The organism is Thiomicrorhabdus marina, from assembly GCF_017571465.1.
GTDB lineage: Bacteria > Pseudomonadota > Gammaproteobacteria > Thiomicrospirales > Thiomicrospiraceae > Thiomicrorhabdus > Thiomicrorhabdus marina.
In genome coordinates this window covers 112,562-130,197 of sequence record NZ_JAGETV010000001.1, presented here as the reverse complement: position 1 = coordinate 130,197, position 17,636 = coordinate 112,562, and the positions used below count along the sequence as shown (strand labels likewise).

The 17,636-nt window shown below is 43.3% G+C and carries 15 protein-coding genes; 7 read left to right on the top strand and 8 right to left on the bottom strand.

Going from position 1 to position 17,636, the window contains the following annotated elements:
- Positions 1 to 25 precede the first annotated feature (25 nt).
- Complete coding sequence (locus J3998_RS00660) at positions 26 to 496, bottom strand: peroxiredoxin (RefSeq protein WP_208146311.1); 471 nt, start codon at positions 494 to 496, stop codon at positions 26 to 28.
- A 287-nt stretch (positions 497 to 783) separates the two neighbouring features.
- Between J3998_RS00660 and dapA the strand changes: the two genes are divergently transcribed.
- The 7 genes from dapA to J3998_RS00625 all read left to right on the top strand — a co-directional run bounded on the left by dapA (position 784) and on the right by J3998_RS00625 (position 11,124).
- A complete protein-coding gene (gene dapA, locus J3998_RS00655) occupies positions 784 to 1,662 on the top strand; it encodes a 4-hydroxy-tetrahydrodipicolinate synthase (RefSeq protein WP_208146309.1) in 879 nt (292 codons plus the stop codon).
- A 68-nt stretch (positions 1,663 to 1,730) separates the two neighbouring features.
- Positions 1,731 to 2,855: an outer membrane protein assembly factor BamC gene (gene bamC / locus J3998_RS00650; protein ID WP_208146307.1), complete on the top strand. Its 1,125-nt coding sequence runs from the start codon at positions 1,731 to 1,733 to the stop codon at positions 2,853 to 2,855.
- Positions 2,856 to 2,914: 59 nt separating this feature from the next.
- Complete coding sequence (gene purL / locus J3998_RS00645; protein ID WP_208146306.1) at positions 2,915 to 6,784, top strand: phosphoribosylformylglycinamidine synthase; 3,870 nt, start codon at positions 2,915 to 2,917, stop codon at positions 6,782 to 6,784.
- A 607-nt stretch (positions 6,785 to 7,391) separates the two neighbouring features.
- Positions 7,392 to 9,311 (top strand): 5'-nucleotidase C-terminal domain-containing protein, encoded by a 1,920-nt coding sequence (locus tag J3998_RS00640; RefSeq protein WP_208146304.1) that lies wholly within the window; start codon positions 7,392 to 7,394, stop codon positions 9,309 to 9,311.
- A gap of 92 nt (positions 9,312 to 9,403) precedes the next feature.
- Positions 9,404 to 9,703, top strand: a complete 300-nt coding sequence (locus J3998_RS00635; protein ID WP_208146302.1) for a hypothetical protein — start codon at positions 9,404 to 9,406, stop codon at positions 9,701 to 9,703.
- A gap of 109 nt (positions 9,704 to 9,812) precedes the next feature.
- The gene (locus J3998_RS00630) at positions 9,813 to 10,721 is read left to right on the top strand and encodes a hypothetical protein (protein ID WP_208146300.1); all 909 of its coding nucleotides are present in this window, start codon (positions 9,813 to 9,815) and stop codon (positions 10,719 to 10,721) included.
- A gap of 4 nt (positions 10,722 to 10,725) precedes the next feature.
- The gene (locus J3998_RS00625; RefSeq protein WP_208146298.1) at positions 10,726 to 11,124 is read left to right on the top strand and encodes a hypothetical protein; all 399 of its coding nucleotides are present in this window, start codon (positions 10,726 to 10,728) and stop codon (positions 11,122 to 11,124) included.
- Positions 11,125 to 11,178: 54 nt separating this feature from the next.
- On the opposite strand, the gene J3998_RS00620 is transcribed toward J3998_RS00625, so the two are convergent.
- The 7 genes from J3998_RS00620 to J3998_RS00590 all read right to left on the bottom strand — a co-directional run bounded on the left by J3998_RS00620 (position 11,179) and on the right by J3998_RS00590 (position 17,583).
- The gene (locus J3998_RS00620; protein WP_208146296.1) at positions 11,179 to 11,625 is read right to left on the bottom strand and encodes a tautomerase family protein; all 447 of its coding nucleotides are present in this window, start codon (positions 11,623 to 11,625) and stop codon (positions 11,179 to 11,181) included.
- Between the two features lie 353 nt (positions 11,626 to 11,978).
- Positions 11,979 to 12,773: an RMD1 family protein gene (locus tag J3998_RS00615; RefSeq protein WP_208146294.1), complete on the bottom strand. Its 795-nt coding sequence runs from the start codon at positions 12,771 to 12,773 to the stop codon at positions 11,979 to 11,981.
- A gap of 41 nt (positions 12,774 to 12,814) precedes the next feature.
- Positions 12,815 to 13,633 (bottom strand): ABC transporter permease subunit, encoded by an 819-nt coding sequence (locus J3998_RS00610; RefSeq protein ID WP_208146292.1) that lies wholly within the window; start codon positions 13,631 to 13,633, stop codon positions 12,815 to 12,817.
- Entirely contained in the window at positions 13,633 to 14,580 is a 948-nt protein-coding gene (locus J3998_RS00605) for an ABC transporter permease subunit (protein WP_208146290.1), read from the bottom strand. Before J3998_RS00605 ends, J3998_RS00610 begins: the two co-directional genes overlap by 1 nt.
- A 2-nt stretch (positions 14,581 to 14,582) precedes the next feature.
- Complete coding sequence (locus tag J3998_RS00600) at positions 14,583 to 15,683, bottom strand: ABC transporter ATP-binding protein (RefSeq protein ID WP_208146288.1); 1,101 nt, start codon at positions 15,681 to 15,683, stop codon at positions 14,583 to 14,585.
- A gap of 6 nt (positions 15,684 to 15,689) precedes the next feature.
- Positions 15,690 to 16,811, bottom strand: a complete 1,122-nt coding sequence (locus J3998_RS00595; RefSeq protein ID WP_208146286.1) for a polyamine ABC transporter substrate-binding protein — start codon at positions 16,809 to 16,811, stop codon at positions 15,690 to 15,692.
- A 277-nt stretch (positions 16,812 to 17,088) separates the two neighbouring features.
- Complete coding sequence (locus J3998_RS00590) at positions 17,089 to 17,583, bottom strand: DsrE family protein (protein WP_208146284.1); 495 nt, start codon at positions 17,581 to 17,583, stop codon at positions 17,089 to 17,091.
- Positions 17,584 to 17,636: the final 53 nt, after the last annotated feature.

Below are 17,636 nucleotides of genomic sequence, written 5' to 3'. Positions count from 1 at the left end.
TGTTTTGTCTGGCAGTTGTTAAAAACTAGCTGACCATTTCTTGTAGCGTTTCCAGAACCTCCTTGGCATGGTCTTTGACTTTCACCGGGCTCCAGACTTTTACGATCGTTCCCGTTGGGTCAATTAGAAAAGTTGAACGCACTAATCCCATGTATTCTTTACCGAAATTCTTTTTCAGTTGATAGACGCCCAGTGCTTCGCATAATTCATGTTCGGGATCGGAAATAAGCTCAAAAGCAAAATTTTGTTTGCCTTTAAAGTTTTCGTGACGACGCATTGAATCCATTGAAAGCCCGTAAATTTGAGCGTTTAATGCTGAAAAATTGTCTTTTAATGCACTGAAGTCTAAACCTTCGGTGGTGCAACCTGGAGTGGAATCTTTAGGGTAAATATACAAGACGCTATAACGCCCTAGAAAATCTGCTTCTGAAATGATTTGTTCGCCGGTGGCGGACAGTGAAAAATTGGGGAGTTTGTCGCCTTGTTTGGCTAACATAGTGCAAAATCCTTTATGGGGCTAAATTGTTTAGCATCATCACTATGGCGATGTGCTTGATTAAGCTTTACTGATTTGCAATTCAGTATGCCTATTTTCAACAAGGCAAGCAATAGCCTTAATGCTTTTAAAGAGATAATCAATAAGGCTTTTATGGTGAAACTTAAGCCGTCTCTAGGTGCGATAGATTAAGGCGGGCGCAACAGGCAAATTATGTTGAAGTGTTAGGGGTGAACGGTTAATATTACGTTTTTAAAAATTGCGTTACTGGATTGGAGACTTTGACTGTGTATACAGGCAGTATGGTGGCACTGGTCACACCGATGTTAGAAGATGAATCTGTCGATTACGATGCGTTACAAAAACTGATTGAATTTCACATCGAATCAGAGACCGATGCAATCGTTGCGGTCGGGACAACAGGTGAATCAGCGACTTTAGGATTTAAAGAGCATTGTGAAGTCGTTAAGTTTGTTGTTGACAAGGCAGCAGGTCGAATTCCTGTTATTGCCGGAACCGGTGCCAACTCGACACGCGAAGCGATTGAATTAACGCAGTGTGCAAAAGAAGCCGGGGCGGATGCTTGTCTATTGGTAACGCCATATTACAATAAGCCGACTCAGGAAGGTCTATACCTGCATTATAAGAAAGTGGCCGAGACAGTTGATATTCCACAGATTCTTTATAATGTTCCAGGTCGTACCGCAGTTGATATGTCGTCGGAAACGGTAATTCGCCTTTCGAAAATTGACAATATTGTTGGTATTAAAGATGCAACTGGTGATTTGGCTCGCATTGCTGAAGTTAAATCTGCAGTCGACGATGACTTTGCACTATACAGTGGTGATGATGCCACAGCGATTGATTTCATTTTAGCTGGCGGTCATGGTGGTATTTCAGTAACAGCGAATGTTGCCCCAAAACAGTTGCGAGACGCTTATGCAGCAGCCTTGGAAGGGGATGCCGAAACTGCACATCAATTAGATACGCCATTAATTTCATTGCATAATGACTTGTTTGTCGAAGCGAATCCGATTCCGGTGAAATGGGCTCTATTTGATATGGGGATGATTGGGAAGGCGATTCGTTTACCTTTAACGGTGTTAACGGAATCGGCTCAGCCAACGGTTCATGCGGCCTTGCAAAAGGCTGGAGTAATCAAATAATTTCTCGCCCGGTTAAGCCGGGCGTTGTTATCTTTCTAAATCAGAAAAATATTAAGGTTAAAAAGTTTATGCGCTTTGCCAAAAAAACAGTGCTGGCTTCAACGCTGGCAATGACATTCGGTACCCTAGGTCTGAGTGGATGTTCTACCCTAAACAATATGTTCGGGTCTGATGACTCTTACCGTGACACGGAGACCAAAACGGTAAAAAATCTGGAAATGCCGCCGAATCTTTTTAACCCAGGTAAAGCAGATAGCCAATTTGCACCAGCGTTACAAGATGCGCAAAATGCTCTAGCAAAACAGCAAGCCTCTGATACGATCCCTACTTTCCAAGCAAATGGTCTAGCGATTAAAGCGGATTTGTCCAATCGTTGGCTGGAGCTGAAAACCATTAATTCAGAAGATGCATGGCGCGGTATTCAGCGCTATTTCACGAATGCCGGTTTTCAAATTGCCGAAGCACGTAAAGACATTGGCATTATCAAAACCGACTATCTACCACGGGAAGAAGTGGCACCGACTTCCAAAGAAGACGGCCCTCTAACTCGTTTATTCAATAGCTGGCGTCCAGAGTTGGCGAAAGGCGCTTACGACAAGTTTATCGCTCGCGTTGAAACCGACAAAGCGGCTGGTGTTACTCGTGTTTACATCAATCACAACGAAATGGTTGCGCCGGGCGATCGCAATGAGAACTTGAATGATGGCAATTGGTATGTACGTCCTTATAGTCCTGTTTTAGAAGCACAAGCTTTGTATCAAGCAATGGTCTTTTTTGGATCTAGCAGTGAACAGGCTTTGGCGCAACTTGAGTCGACTCAGAACATGGTTGAAACTATAGACGGTGAAGAGTTTAACGGTCTTAAGTTCAAAGCCGGTATGGATGAGTCTTGGTCGTATTTGCAGGCGATGGTGTACAGAGCTGGATGGAATGTTCATACAGCAAGCAAAGGCAATGGCACGATGCAGGTCGACATACCGGAAGATATTCGTGAGCAAGAGGGGATTCTTTCAAGCTTAGCTTTTTGGCGTGATCGTTCAAAAACGGATTTACCACAACGTGTTGTGCTGAAATTGGCTGCTGAAGATGACGGTACGACAATTTTTACCGCTTCTGCTTTAGAAGGTGAAGAACCGCTTACGGCCTTACAAAGAAAGTATTTATCTGAAAGTCTCGGGTTATTGGCGAAATAATCCGAAACCTACTTACCCTCTTAACAGAGGGTTTTGTTTTTTCAAAGGACAAAAAAACTATGCAAATTATTTGGGGAAATCCTGCACATTCAACTTACCGAATCAACCAACTTTTAACCAAAATGCAAACGGTTGCTTCAGTGAATGGATTGAGTTCTCAGTTCGTATATTTTGTTGATACCGCTTCTGATTTATCAGCTGAAGAAATCGAACATTTGAATGTATTGTTAAACAAAACTGCAGACAATCAAAATGGTGATCTATCAGCGGATAGCTGTATTGTTACACCGCGTATTGGCACGATTTCTCCATGGTCTTCAAAAGCGACCGATATTACCCATACTTGCGGTATTGATAAAGTGCTACGCATTGAGCGTGGAATTGTGTACCACTTTGAAGGTGTTACCGCAGAAGATAAAGCCGCTGTTGAAGCACTGGTACATGACCGTATGATGGAAACCGTTAGCCACGATTTCGCAGCATTGGAAAACCTGTTCTCACACCAATCACCAAAACCGATGACGACGGTTGATGTTCTTGGTGGTGGTCGTGAAGCCTTAGTGGTTGCCAACAAAGAGATGGGCTTGGCGCTATCTGAAGATGAAATCGATTATCTAGTTGACGCTTTCAATGGTTTAGGTCGTAATCCGGTGGATGCCGAGTTAATGATGTTTGCACAAGCAAACTCTGAGCATTGTCGTCACAAAATCTTTAATGCTGACTGGACTATTGATGGTCAAGATAAGCCGAACTCACTGTTCGGTATGATCCGCAATACTTATCAGAAGAGCCCGGAAGGCGTTCTTTCGGCTTATAGCGATAATGCCGCAGTGGTTGCAGGGGCGCAAGCAACACGTTTCTTCCCGAATCCAGAAACTCGTAAATACGAATTCTCTGAAGAGCCGGTTCATTTCCAAATCAAAGTAGAAACCCATAACCATCCAACAGCAATCTCGCCTTGGCCGGGCGCGGCAACCGGTTCCGGTGGTGAAATCCGTGATGAAGGGGCAACCGGGCGCGGTTCTAAACCAAAAGCCGGTCTAACTGGTTTTACGGTTTCTAACCTAAATATTCCTGGTTTTGAACAGCCTTGGGAAAAGCCATACGGTAAGCCAGGGCGTATTGTGACGCCAATGGATATTATGCTTGAAGGTCCATTGGGTGCCGCTGGTTTCAATAATGAATTTGGCCGCCCGGCAATCAACGGCTATTTCCGTACCTATGAAAATGCGCTAATTACGCATGAAGGTGAAGAGATTCGTGGTTACCACAAGCCGATTATGTTGGCAGGTGGTTTAGGTAGCATTCGTGAAATGCACATTGAAAAAGGCGATATTCCAGTTGGTGCGAAACTGGTTATTCTGGGTGGTCCTGCCATGTTGATCGGCCTAGGTGGTGGTGCGGCATCATCGGTTGAAACCGGTTCTGGTGCGGAAAACCTAGACTTCGCTTCAGTACAGCGTGAAAACCCTGAGATGGAGCGTCGTGCACAAGAAGTTATTGACCGTTGTACTTACCTCGGTGAAGAGTCACCGATTGCGTCGATTCACGATGTCGGTGCCGGCGGTATCTCCAATGCATTCCCTGAACTGGTAAACGATGCTGGTAAGGGTGGAAAAATTGACCTACGTTCTGTGCCAAATGATGAACCGGGCATGTCGCCAATGGAAATCTGGTCGAATGAATCGCAAGAGCGTTACGTTATCGCAGTTTATCCAGATAAGATTGACCAGTTTGTTGAAATCTGTAAGCGTGAACGTGCGATTTACGCTATCGTCGGTGAAGCGACTAAAGAACAAGAATTGGTTGTTAACGATACCGTATTTGACAACAATCCGGTCGATATGCCGCTAAACGTATTGCTTGGTAAGCCGCCTAAGATGCATCGTACCGCTGAAACACGTTCTATTCCGCAAGCCGGTTTTGAAACTGCTAATTTGGATTTGAACGACGTAGCGGAACGCTTGATGAAGTTGCCGACGATTGCGTCGAAAAACTTCCTGATTACTATTGGTGACCGTACCATCACCGGTATGGTTACACGTGACCAGATGGTGGGGCCTTGGCAGGTTCCGGTTGCCAACGCAGGTATTACCGCTTCTGACTATAAGGGTTACACCGGTGAAGCCATGGCTTCTGGTGAACGTCCTCCTGTAGCACTGGTTAATCCTAAGGCGTCTGCACGTTTATCGATTGCTGAAGCAATCACGAACATTGCTTGTGCGAAAATCGGCAAGATGTCGGATATTAAGATTTCGGCAAACTGGATGGCTGCAGCAGGGCATCCGGGTGAAGATTCGGCTCTTTACGACGCCGTTGAAACGGTTGGTTTAGAGCTATGTCCGGCGCTAGGAATTGCGGTTCCGGTTGGTAAGGACTCTATGTCGATGAAAACCGTTTGGAATGACAATGGTGAAGACAAAGCCGTTATCTCGCCAATGTCTTTAAACATCACCACTTTTGCGCCTGTGGAAGATGTCCGTAAAACGGTAACGCCGCAACTGCGTACAGATTTAGGTGATACTGAACTATTGGTGATTGACTTAGGTAAAGGTCAAAACCGTGTCGGCGCAAGCTGTCTAGCGCAGGTTTATGGTCAAGTGGGTGAAAATACCGCTGATTTGGACTCTGCGGATGATCTGCTAAATCTATTTAATGCAACTCAGCAGCTAATGGCTGACGATAAGATTGTTGCTTACCATGATCGTGCCGATGGTGGCCTATTGGTCACCCTAGCGGAAATGGCGTTTGCGGGTCACACCGGTATTAGCGTCGATATTACAGCGCTTGGTAATGAGCCGGTTGCAGCACTTTGTGCTGAAGAAGTCGGTGTGGTTCTGCAAGTTAAATCTGCAGATAAAGCAGCGGTTGAAGCGGTACTTGCTACAAATAACCTGTCTGCTATGTCACACTTTATCGGTTCGGTTTCAGAAGACGATACAATCTCGATTTCTGCAAACGGTGCAGAAATTTTCAATATGCCTCGTAAGCAACTACAGAAGTGGTGGACGGAAACCTCTTACCGCATGCAAGCAATTCGTGACAACGAAGATTGTGCGAAACAAGAATTTGATGCGATTGAAAACGACGCGAACACTGAAATCAATCCAGTAGTCACTTTCGATATTAATGATGATATTACTGCTGAATTTGCCGATGCGCCGCGTCCGAAAGTGGCAATTCTGCGTGAGCAGGGGGTTAACGGTCAGCAAGAGATGGCGGCAGCTTTCACTAAGGCCGGTTTCGATGCAATCGACGTTCACATGAGTGACGTGCTTTCCGGTGAAGTGAAGTTCGATGATTTCCGCGGTCTAGTGGCTTGTGGTGGTTTCTCTTATGGTGATGTCTTAGGTGCTGGGCGCGGCTGGGCGAATTCAATTTTGTTCAATGACAATGCACGCAGCACTTTCGAGAACTTCTTCCAGCGTGAAGATACCTTCTCGCTAGGTGTTTGTAACGGTTGTCAGATGCTATCTAATTTGAAAGAGATTATCCCGGGTGCGGAAAACTGGCCGGCATTTGTTCGCAATGAATCAGAGCAATTTGAAGCGCGTTTCTCGCAAGTTCAAATTGAAGAGTCGCCGTCTATCCTTCTTAAAGGGATGGCGGGTACGCGTATTCCTGTAGCAGTAGCTCACGGTGAAGGACGTATGGACTTTGGTGCCGGTGATTCCTCGCAAGTTGAAGGTCTGGTCGGTGTGCGTTATGTGGATGCACAAGGTCAAGCGACTGAAACCTATCCGTTTAACCCGAACGGTACCGCAAATGGTATGACGGGTCTGACTACACCAGATGGTCGTGTCACCATTATGATGCCGCACCCTGAGCGTGTGTTCCGCGCTGTGCAAAACTCTTGGTGTCCTGACGAGTGGCAAGAGGATGCGCCGTGGATGCGACTGTTCCGCAATGCACGTAAGTGGGTTGGTTAGAAACGTCTAAATTTTCCCTACTCTTTGTTAAAGATTTTGCCAATAGGTATACTATTGGCTTCAATCTTTGCCGCGATTAGGAAAAATTTATTCCGTTTCTAATACTTGAAAGTTCGCTTCGAAACTCGCCTTGACCTTCAGCCTTTTATCTCTTTTTAACAAGGGTGGATTTTTGTCGTGGAGGGTTGTGCTAATAGTTAGTTGTACTATTAGCTGTAACTTCTGCCGCGATCTAACAAGTTTTATTTGGTTTCTAATACTTGAGAAGAAGTTCGCTTTGAACTTCAGGCTTCTTGGTTTTCTTTAGATAGAAGAGTTTGCAAGCTATGTTAGGTCGCTTTTATACAAAGGCAGCGTTTATCGCTGCCTTTGTTATTTCTGCGTTGAAAAAGTATGCCTTATAAATGAATTCATTAAGTCTATTAGAAAATTCTAATAGGAAATAATTTTCATTTATTTGACTTTAAAAGGTATAACCCTTAAATTTGACTGAATTTTTTGGCGGGTAGTTCCCGTCTGACAAAAAAGCCATGAAAAATGACTTTTTTGCATTGATATATAAACTTCCGCTTAAACGGAACAACTTTAATAACAACGGAGAGACCTGATGTCTTTAAATCGCCGAGAATTTCTACATGTAATGTCATTGGCTGCTGCGGCAGGTATGTTACCTGGTACTGCTTCTGCAATGTCTGGTGGTGCGGATAAAGCTGCTGCTGCAAAAGCATCTGCGGAGATCTACAACAAGCCTATGAAAGGTAAGGTTCGTCTGCTACACATTACAGATACACACGCTCAATTGAAGCCAATCTACTTCCGTGAGCCGAATGTAAACTTGGGTACAGGTCCTGCGTTTGGTCAACTTCCTCACGTTGTTGGTGAAAAACTTCTTAAAGAATTAGGTATCGACAAGAACGCAAACCCAGAGCTTGCGCACGCTTTCACTTACCTAAACTTCCAAGACGCGTCTGAGACTTACGGTAAAGTTGGCGGTTTCGCGCACCTTAAAACGGTTCTAGACATGCTACGTGATCAAGCAGGTGGTTCTGCTAATACGATTACTATGGATGGTGGTGATTTGTGGCACGGTTCTGGTACTGCGCTTTGGACTCGTGGTGCGGACATGGTAGAAGCATCTAACCAAATCGGTGTAGACATCATGACTGGTCACTGGGAATTCACTTACAAAGCTGAAGAAGTTCTTAAAAACTTGAACAACTTCAAAGGTGAGTTCGTTGCACAAAATATCCGTATTAAAGAAGACTCTCTATTCGGTGATGCATACCGTGATATGGTTGATGCGAACAACGGTACGGGTCTATTTGACGAAGATGAAGCACGTGCATTCAAACCTTACGTTGTTAAAGTTATAAACGGTGAGCGTATCGCTGTTGTTGGTCAAGCGTTCCCACGTACTGCAAACGCTAACCCACAATCTAACTTCCCAGATTGGTCTTTCGGTCTTCGTGAAGACGCGCTACAAGAAACAGTAGACAAGATCCGTGCAGAAGAAAAAGTTGCTGCGGTTGTGATGATCTCTCACAACGGTATGGACGTTGATATCAAGATGGCTTCTCGCGTTAACGGTATCGATGCGGTATTCGGTGGTCACACGCACGACGGTATTCCAAAAACGATCGACGTTAAAACGCCAAACGGTGGTGTTTGTTACGTAACTAACGCTGGTTCTAACGGTAAATACGTTGGTTGTATGGATCTTGACATCCAAGGCGGTAAATTGAAAGGTGTTAACTACTCTCTACTACCAGTCTTCTCTAACGTAGTTAAAGCGGATGCTGGTGTTCAGAAGTTCATTGACGATCTATACGCAACTAAGTACGACAACAACATCGTTGAATCACGTCGTGAAGATGCTTATGTAAACAAAGACCGTCTAGGTAAAACTTACGGTGAGATCCTAGGTGAAGAACTAGCGGTAGCGGAAGACACGCTATACCGTCGTGGTAACTTCATGGGTACTTGGGACCAAATCATCGTAAACTCACTACGTGAAGAGCATGACACGCAAATCGCTATGTCTGCTGGTGTTCGTTGGGGTACTTCGGTTCTAGCGGGTGAAACCATCACTATGGAACGTGTAATGGATGAAACGTCTATGACTTACGGTGAAACTTACAAGTCAGAAGTTACTGGTGCGCAAATGAAAGATATCCTAGAAGGTATCTGTGAAAACCTATTCCAAAAAGACCCATACCTACAATCTGGTGGTGATATGGTTCGTCTTGGTGGTATGGACTACACTTGTGAGCCAAACGGTTCATTCGGTAACCGTATCTCTGACATGCGTCTTGATGATGGTACGCCACTTGAAGCGAACAAAACTTACTCAGTTGCTGGTTGGGCGCAAGTTGAAGCAATCGGAGAAGGTCGCCTAATGTGGGACGTTACTGCTGACTACCTACGTCGCAACAAAGGTGACATGAAGCTTAAGAAAGTTAACCATCCTAAGCTTAAAGGTGTTAAAAACAACCCAGGTATCGAAGCATACCCAGGTGAAATGGCTTAATTCTGAATTAAGTTTTAACACTCAAAAAAACCCAGCCTTGAGCTGGGTTTTTTATTTTTATGTAAAGCGAAAGCGCTGATTAAGGAATGTAGATGGTAGAGAATTATCAAGATTTATATCAATTGATTCAACAGGCAAGTGTGTTATATCAACAGAAAAATCCGAGTAAGTCATTTGAAGTGACTCAGCAAGAAAATGGCTCTTGTAGTTGGACTGAGCAAACAAGTGGTAAGAAATTTGTCTTTATGTTGGCAAAGTTGGGAGATGAACTAAAGATTGGCTATGCCTACTTTGAGCCAAATGAGCAACAGCCTGATTGGATTGACGATGTTCTTGCGAGTGTTGTGACGGCTGAAAGTGTATGCCAGTTAGTTGACTATGACTTTAGCTAGCAGTTTTAGCTTGGAGTATGTGTAATTTACATGCTTACTGGTTTCAGCTATTATGATAGAAATTGACTTTCTAGCTGAAATTTAACTAAGGTTAATAGGGGATGGCGATATGTACTCATATAAGCATCAAAGTGATGTGATGACGCGGAGATATTTTCGTATTGATGCGAAGATGCGCTATCGAATTGAATCTCATGAACCTTTACAAAACCATAATATAAAACATGCTAATCAGGCTGTTTTGGATTTTTCAGCAAAGTATCATTTAGCATTTAAGAATCTCTTGGCGAGTGAGTACCCGAATTCTGAATATGTAGAATTTTTAGTTAGTCAAATTTCAGCTAAATTACAAGCGCATTATCAAATTCTGGAAGAGTTAGAGAAACCGGGAACGCCAGATCCAGATTTTATTTATCGTTGTGCAAGAACAATCCATAAAAATTTAAATATTATTTATGCATTGCCGGCTGACCTAGCTCATGCGCTTGAAAAATTACGGCTTTTTCAAAGTGATTTAGGTCAAATTATTGTAGGCCTATGCATTGAAAACGACCGACGGACACTCAGCGAGTTTAATGAAAAGATTAAGGAGTGGCGTGTTTTTATTAAGCAAGCTGATAAAGACATCTCAGGGCAGTCCGCTATTGCGGTAAAGGCAGTTTGTTACGCATTTGATGTCATTTTTTGTTCGTATTCAACTTATTTGAATGATCATTTTCAATCGGGTTTTTGGCGTTCAAGCGCGTTAAATATATCTGCTTCAGGCGTTAAGTTTAGTTCACTGACTGAATTTGTTTTTGGGGCGCATTTAAAGATGCACTTTTTATTACCTGATTTAGAAAATCAAGCCATTGCCTTAGAAGCTAAGGTTATCTCATCGACTTATTTACCGTCGTCATACTGTTTTGAAACTAAGCTGGATTTTTATATTCCAGATGCTATTTCGCAATTTGCTTTACTTCAACAGTTACAAATTTTAGAAGCCAAAGAGGGCTGTAAAGTATTCCGAGGCAGATGATTTTATGGCAAGTTTTACCCATCAAAATGAGAACGAAAACTTACAAGCTTTAAGCCATTATGAACAGCAAGCTGCAGAGTTCTTAATTGGCAGTAAGCAATTTAAAGATTTATTGAAATTTTATTATGAAGGCTCTCCGGGTGAGTTGATTGAGAGAAAATTCTCCAAGATAAATAATTGGCCAGCTCTGTTATCCGAAGTGTTGCTCTCAAAGATTACCTATTTTGAATTGACTTTAAATTATGAGCTTTCTTTATTACAGAACTTGCAAGCTATCTTTGAGGATTTATTACTTGAGAGAGATGGCGATTCTGTTTTAGATGTTTTATATGATAAGAAATATAAACATGCTGAAGTTTGGTACAAAAGCCTGATCGAACTAATTGAAACTAAGCAAAGTTAATATTCTGTGCTTTCCTAAATTATCGTGTTTATTGGATAATCTGGCTGTTACAAGCTATATATTGGATTTTTTCTCATGTTGCATCATCTGCATGAGATCCTTAATTCGATAAATTTTTCCTGCACCACCCCAGTTACCATCAGGTACTTCTTCTATCATTATCCAAACGCGCGCTGCATTCAGTAAATTATGATCGGTTGCTTCTGTATTTAATACTAAATCGGTTAATTGTGCGGTCAGCTTTTCCTTAATAGCGGCTGTCATCGTCCCTTGAAAGACACGAACTTCAATTCGATAGTGCGGTTTATCGACAGGGTGTCCGGCTAAATAAAAATCTTCTTGTTTAAATGTTTGAAATTGCACCCAACTCAAATTCTCTGCTAGATGGTTGTTTTGCATTCCTTCAAGACTGAGTAAGGTGTCCGTAGCACGTTTAGCAAAATCTTGTTTTTGCTCGGCAGAAAAGGCATTTTCAGGTAAGTTGACGGTAATTAATGGCATCTACTTTGTCCTTATAAAATTTAGGGAAATGCAGAACAAGTCCAAATGACTTCAGGCAAAGTAAAATTTTGTCTAAGAAAGGCGTCTGTTTGCCGTCATGTCTAGACCTGGCAAAAACAGACAACACCGCTTAGACAAATTTTACTAAGCTCTGTCTCGACTTCTCCCTTCGGGCGTCGAGTTCTTCGTTCGTTGTTAACGTTCTCAACCATAGCTAAGGCTATGCTTAGCAAATGCTGCCTAGAACTTATCTCTTCAAATTCCACGCTGAAGTCAATGGGGATTTATTCTGTGTTTCCTTAGAAACCGCTAGAAGTATTAAAACAGAATCCGACTTTTGTTTTTAAACGACTTTAAAACCAATTAAAGTGTTCGCCTAAGCCCATAATGACCTCAAAAAGAATTAATAAGATAATAATCCACTCCAGAAAAGAGCTGTGTTTATGATGATGTAAATCCATTATCATCGCGATATCGTCTTTTAGCGTATCGAGCTTGTAGCTGATAATATCAAAGCGCGATTTAAGTTCTAAACTCTCGGAGAGTTGCGTGTATAGTCGTTCTAAATCTTCGTTATCCCATAATACATCGGGTTTATCCAATAGCATTAAATCCAGAACCATATCGTGCCGCAATAGACTAATTTGTTTAGCGTAGTCAGAGAATTGTTTACGCTGAATCCAGCTAAAACGGCTGCTTTTTTCTAGAAGCTTTCGGCCTTTGGTGTAGTTGCGTTCAACTTCGATTTCGAAATGTTCTAAGCCAACACTTTGTGCTAACACCAAAGCCACAATTATGAGAGAGGAATGATTAAATTCCTGTAACCGGATAATGTCATTATCGATTTTAAATGCACGCTCTAGCTTGGCATCGTGGGTGATTTGATAATCTTGATGCAGCAAATTCTCAGTGAAGTGGTGCGCTCTGTCAATGCCGAGTTTTTCCAGAGCATCTATAATTTGCAGACGATTCCAATTGATAAACGTTAGCACGTCAAACTGACAGAAAAAAAGCCAACGGTTATCGGTCAGTTGAGCATAGTGGGTCGCTTCAATGCCTTTACGGAGGGGAATAGTGAGCTGTTCGGAAATCTCTTGCACAGAATAGTCAGGGGGTAGGTAAATGGAAATAAAGTTAGAGTTTTGCATTTCTACCCCCAAAGAGAATTATTCTGCGTTTCTTAGATTTTTTAGGAATTGATTTCTTTTTGCCGGTGTTTTTCTTGGCGATACATAACAACGCCGGCAATGAGTACTGCCGTACTGACTAGAGCAACAATGATAGTAGCTAAAGCATTGATTTCAGGGCTAACGCCGAGACGTACGCTAGAGTACACGACCATCGGTAGCGTTGTGGCTCCCGGACCTGAGACAAAGCTAGCGACCACTAGGTCATCTAAGGATAAGGTAAAGGCGAGCAGCCATCCAGCTAATAAAGCCGGCGCGATGAGCGGCAGAGTAATTGTGAAAAATACTTTAATCGGTTTGGCTCCCAAGTCCATCGCGGCTTCTTCTAAGCTAAAGTCAAAGTGCGCCAAACGTGATGTTACGACCACGGTGACATAAGCTGTGGCAAAGGTCATGTGTGCAAGGATAATCGTGGTTTGTCCTCGTCCTTGCGGCCAACCAAACACTTCTTCCATACTGACAAATAACAGCAGTAGTGATAGGCCAATAATCACTTCCGGCATGACTAATGGGGCGGCCATCATTAGGCGTAAGCTGCCGCGGCCGCGAAAACGCTTGAATTTAATCAATGCCATCGAGGCAAGCACACCCAAAACCACGGCAAGACTGGCGCTGATAAAGGCAATTTTAACGCTTAGCCAAGCGGCATCTAAAATCTGTTGGTTTTGTAATAGCTCGCCATACCATTTAGTACTCCAGCCTGACCAGACGGTGACTAGGCGGCTTTCATTAAACGAATAGATAATTAGACTAAGAATCGGACCATACAAAAAAGCGTAGCCAAATAAGAGGATGGTCAATAAAGGTAGCTTACGAGCCATTAGCTTTGCTCCTCTATCCGTTGCTGACGTTGTTCAAAATGTTGCCAGAGTACGAACGGCACAATCAACACCAATAACAACACTGCCGCAAGTGCACTTGCGACCGGCCAGTCCTTATTGCTAAAGAACTCGGTCCACATCAGTTTACCAATCATCAGAGTGTTTGGTCCTCCCAATAAATCGGGAATAACGAATTCACCCATCACTGGAATAAATACCAACATTGATCCGGCAATAATGCCGGGCATTGAAAGTGGCAATGTCACGGTAAGAAATTGCTTCCACGGCGGGCAGCCTAAATCGGCGGCGGCTTCAAGCAGGGTGTCATCCATGCGAATTAAGGTTGCATACAGCGGCAGAATCATAAACGGTAAATAGGTGTAAACCAGTCCGATATAGACTGCGGTTTGGGTATAAAGAATCTCAAGAGGCTGGTCAATAACGCCCATTGCCATTAATGTTTGGTTTAATAAGCCGTTGTTTTTCAAGATTCCTATCCAAGCATAAACGCGAATAAGAAAAGAGGTCCAAAACGGCAGAATGATTAGCATTAGTAGTGGTAAACGCCATGCCGCCGGTGCTTTGGCAATTGCATAGGCCATCGGGTAGCCAAGCAGAAGCGTTAATAAGGTAGCGATTGCGGCGATTTCTATTGAATTCACCAATGCTTGCCAGTATAGAGCGTCTTCAAAAATGAGCATGAAATTGCTGAAATTAATCACCAAAGTCACTGCGCCATCTTCAATTTCCCGAATAAACGGTAAATACGGCGGTTGCATTAGCGCTGCTTCCGAAAGGCTGATTTTCAGAATAAACAGAAACGGCAAGACAAAGAAAATCGCCATCCACAGATAAGGGATTCCGATTAGGGTTTTCTTGCTCAGGCTAGCACGCCAATTTACCTTGGTGGGCTTGTTTGACGCTATAAGACTTGACTCTAACGGCATGGTTATTCCAGCAATAGATTGCAAGCATCTGCTTGCCACGTCAGGCAGACTTTGTCTTCCCAGTTGAGCGGTTGTTCTGCTAACGCTTGAATGTTGGACTGGGTAAATTGCACACGTTTGCCACTCGCCAATTCGACATGGTAAATCGACACATCGCCAAGGTAAGCAATCTCTTTGATGACACCCTGTATTTGATTCGGGCGGCCGGCTTCACATTGCGGTACAACGCGAATTTTTTCCGGCCGAACGGCAACGGTAACATCCATGCCCTCAATTAAAGGTTGACCATGATAGACCTGCATTTTTTGTGAAAACGCATCGGTTTTGAGCGTGACCAAATCGTCCTCTTGTTTAATCACCTCTGCATCTAACAAGTTGATAGTCCCGATAAAATCGGCGGAATAGCGGCAGTTAGGGTATTCGTAGAGGCGTCGTGGAGCATCGACTTGAAGCACTCGACCTTCTCGAAGTAACGCAATCCGAGAGCTCATTGTCATTGCTTCTTCTTGGTCGTGAGTCACTACAATAAAAGTGATGCCGAGACGCTCTTGTAAGTTAACTAATTCAAACTGAGTCTGTTCGCGCAGTTTTTTATCCAGTGCGCCAAGCGGCTCATCCAGCAATAGAATTTTTGGGTGTTTGGCTAAGGCGCGAGCCAAGGCAACACGCTGTCGCTGTCCACCGGAAAGTTGATGCGGCTTTCGTTTGGCGAGTTTTTCAATCTGTACCAGATGCAACATTTCTTGCACCCGAGCATCGCGTTCGGCCTTCGGCATGCGCTCTTGCTTAAGTCCAAAAGCGATATTGTCGGCGACATTCATATGCGGAAACAGCGCGTAGGATTGAAACATCATATTTACTGGACGTTTGTATGGAGGTAAATCAGTGATGTCCTCGCCATCGATAAAAATACGCCCGCTGGAAGGGGATTCAAAGCCTGCTAGCATTCGTAGCAAGGTGGTTTTACCACAGCCAGAAGCCCCCAAAAGAGAGAAAAACTCGCCAGGGTAGATGCTTAAACTAACGTCATCAACGGCATAGAGTGAGCCAAAATGTTTGCTGACATTTTGGATCTCAACAATCGGTTGTTGTTCTAATGACATGAAGGTTTATTGCCCCGTTTTAACACGTGTCCAAGCGCGATTCATATTGCGGGCTTGTTTGTCGGTTGGGGTTTTGATCACTAAAAAGTTGGCACGAGTTTCTGCCGGAGGATAGATTCCTTGGTCATTGCGGACTTCCTCATCGACAAGATCGGTAGCATCCTTATTGGCATTAGCGTAAGCAACGTAATTTGTAATCGGCGCAATGACTTTTGGTTCTAAGATATAGTTGATAAAAGTATGTGCGGCCTTAGCATTAGGTGCGTCTGCCGGAATCACCATGACATCGGTCCAGACTACAGCGCCTTCTTTTGGCGCTAAATAGGCAATTTCAACGCCGTTTTTCGCTTCGTCTGCTCGATCTCGTGCCTGTAAAATATCACCTGAATAGCCGTGCGCAACGCATAAATCACCATTGGCTAAGTCATTGATATATTGTGACGAGTGGAAATAACGGATATTATCGCGAACTGCTCGTACGGTTTCACTGGCGTCATTGATTGCGTTTTTGCTGTAATCGTTACTATCTTGACCTTTATAAGCGTGTGCAGCAGCAAAAACTTCGGTGACATCATCCATTAAAGAGATACCGCATTGTTTTAGTTTGGCGGTAATTTTAGGGTCAAATAATAGTGCCCATGTATCCAGTGGCATCTCATCCCCTAAAATTTCTTTGACCTTTTTGATATTGATGCCTATTCCCGACGTTCCCCACATGTACGGAACAGCGTAAGCATTTCCTGAGTCAATATCTGCCAGCGATTTCATGATGTCAGCATCGAGATGTTGGTAATTAGGTAATTGGGTTTTGTCGAGTTTTTGGTAAATACCTGCTTGAATGTGTCGATCAACAAAAGGGCGCGCAGTCGGAAATACCAAGTCATAACCACTTTTGCCTGCTAGTAATTTAGCTTCCAAGACCTCATTTGAATCATAAACATCGTAAACCACCTTGATGCCGGATTGTTTTTCAAAATCGGCAATTGCTTCATCGGTAATATAATCCGACCAGTTATAAATATGTACGCTCTCTTGTGCCACAGCATTGGCAGAGAAGCCGATTGATAGAGCCATAGCTGATGTTTTAAAGGCGTTTACTAAAAATGATGATGAGGTTTTCTTTGGCATAAGAGGTCTCCAAAAAGTGCTTAAAAACAAACGGTTTTTCGGAACATTATTGGCAGTGCAGAAGGCGCTGTTGCTAAGGTCTGAAACAAAACAAAATGTAAGGCAAAATGCGGCAAAACAAAAGTTAAATTTCACCTATAAATAAAAATATTTGCATTCTGATTGAGCTGGTTTGATTTCATGGTAAGAAAGGGAATTTAAGTTTTGATAAGTTTTATTCACGCCAAAAATGCAAAAAGCCCTAAAAAGGGCTTTTCAGTTGCCTACAGTTTGTCGATCACTGTATCTTCAAATACGCAAATCCTTCACTTTGTAGAATGGCAATTTTCGCGACACCCGATTTGGCGAACTCAATGCCTTTATAGACTTTATCTTGAGGCAGACCGACTTCATCACGGGTTTTATCACACAGATGGACCTTAACACCACGCACATTCATCAAAGCATCCAGACGGCCTTTAAATTCATCACGACGTTCTAGTAGTGGCGCATCATGTTCATAAGGCGTCCCTTTTAAGGCATCATCAGTGGTGAAGCGCAGCCCAAACCCAACAAACACTAAATGCACCTCTGGCTCCATCAATTCATTCTCGTAGAAGTTCATAATGTTATTGATAGAGGTTAGGGTGGCTGAATAACGAGTCGGGTCTTTAAAGTCGACATGGTAAACCACCTTGGCTCCGTCATCTGCTGCTTGAGCGGTATGGACGAGTCCAAAAAAGGCAATAGAGAATGCGATTGCGGTAAGTAGGGGTTTAAATAGATTTTTCATAGCGAGTCTCCTCTAGAGATGACAGTTTTATTTTTATGTATTGTGAATGCGAA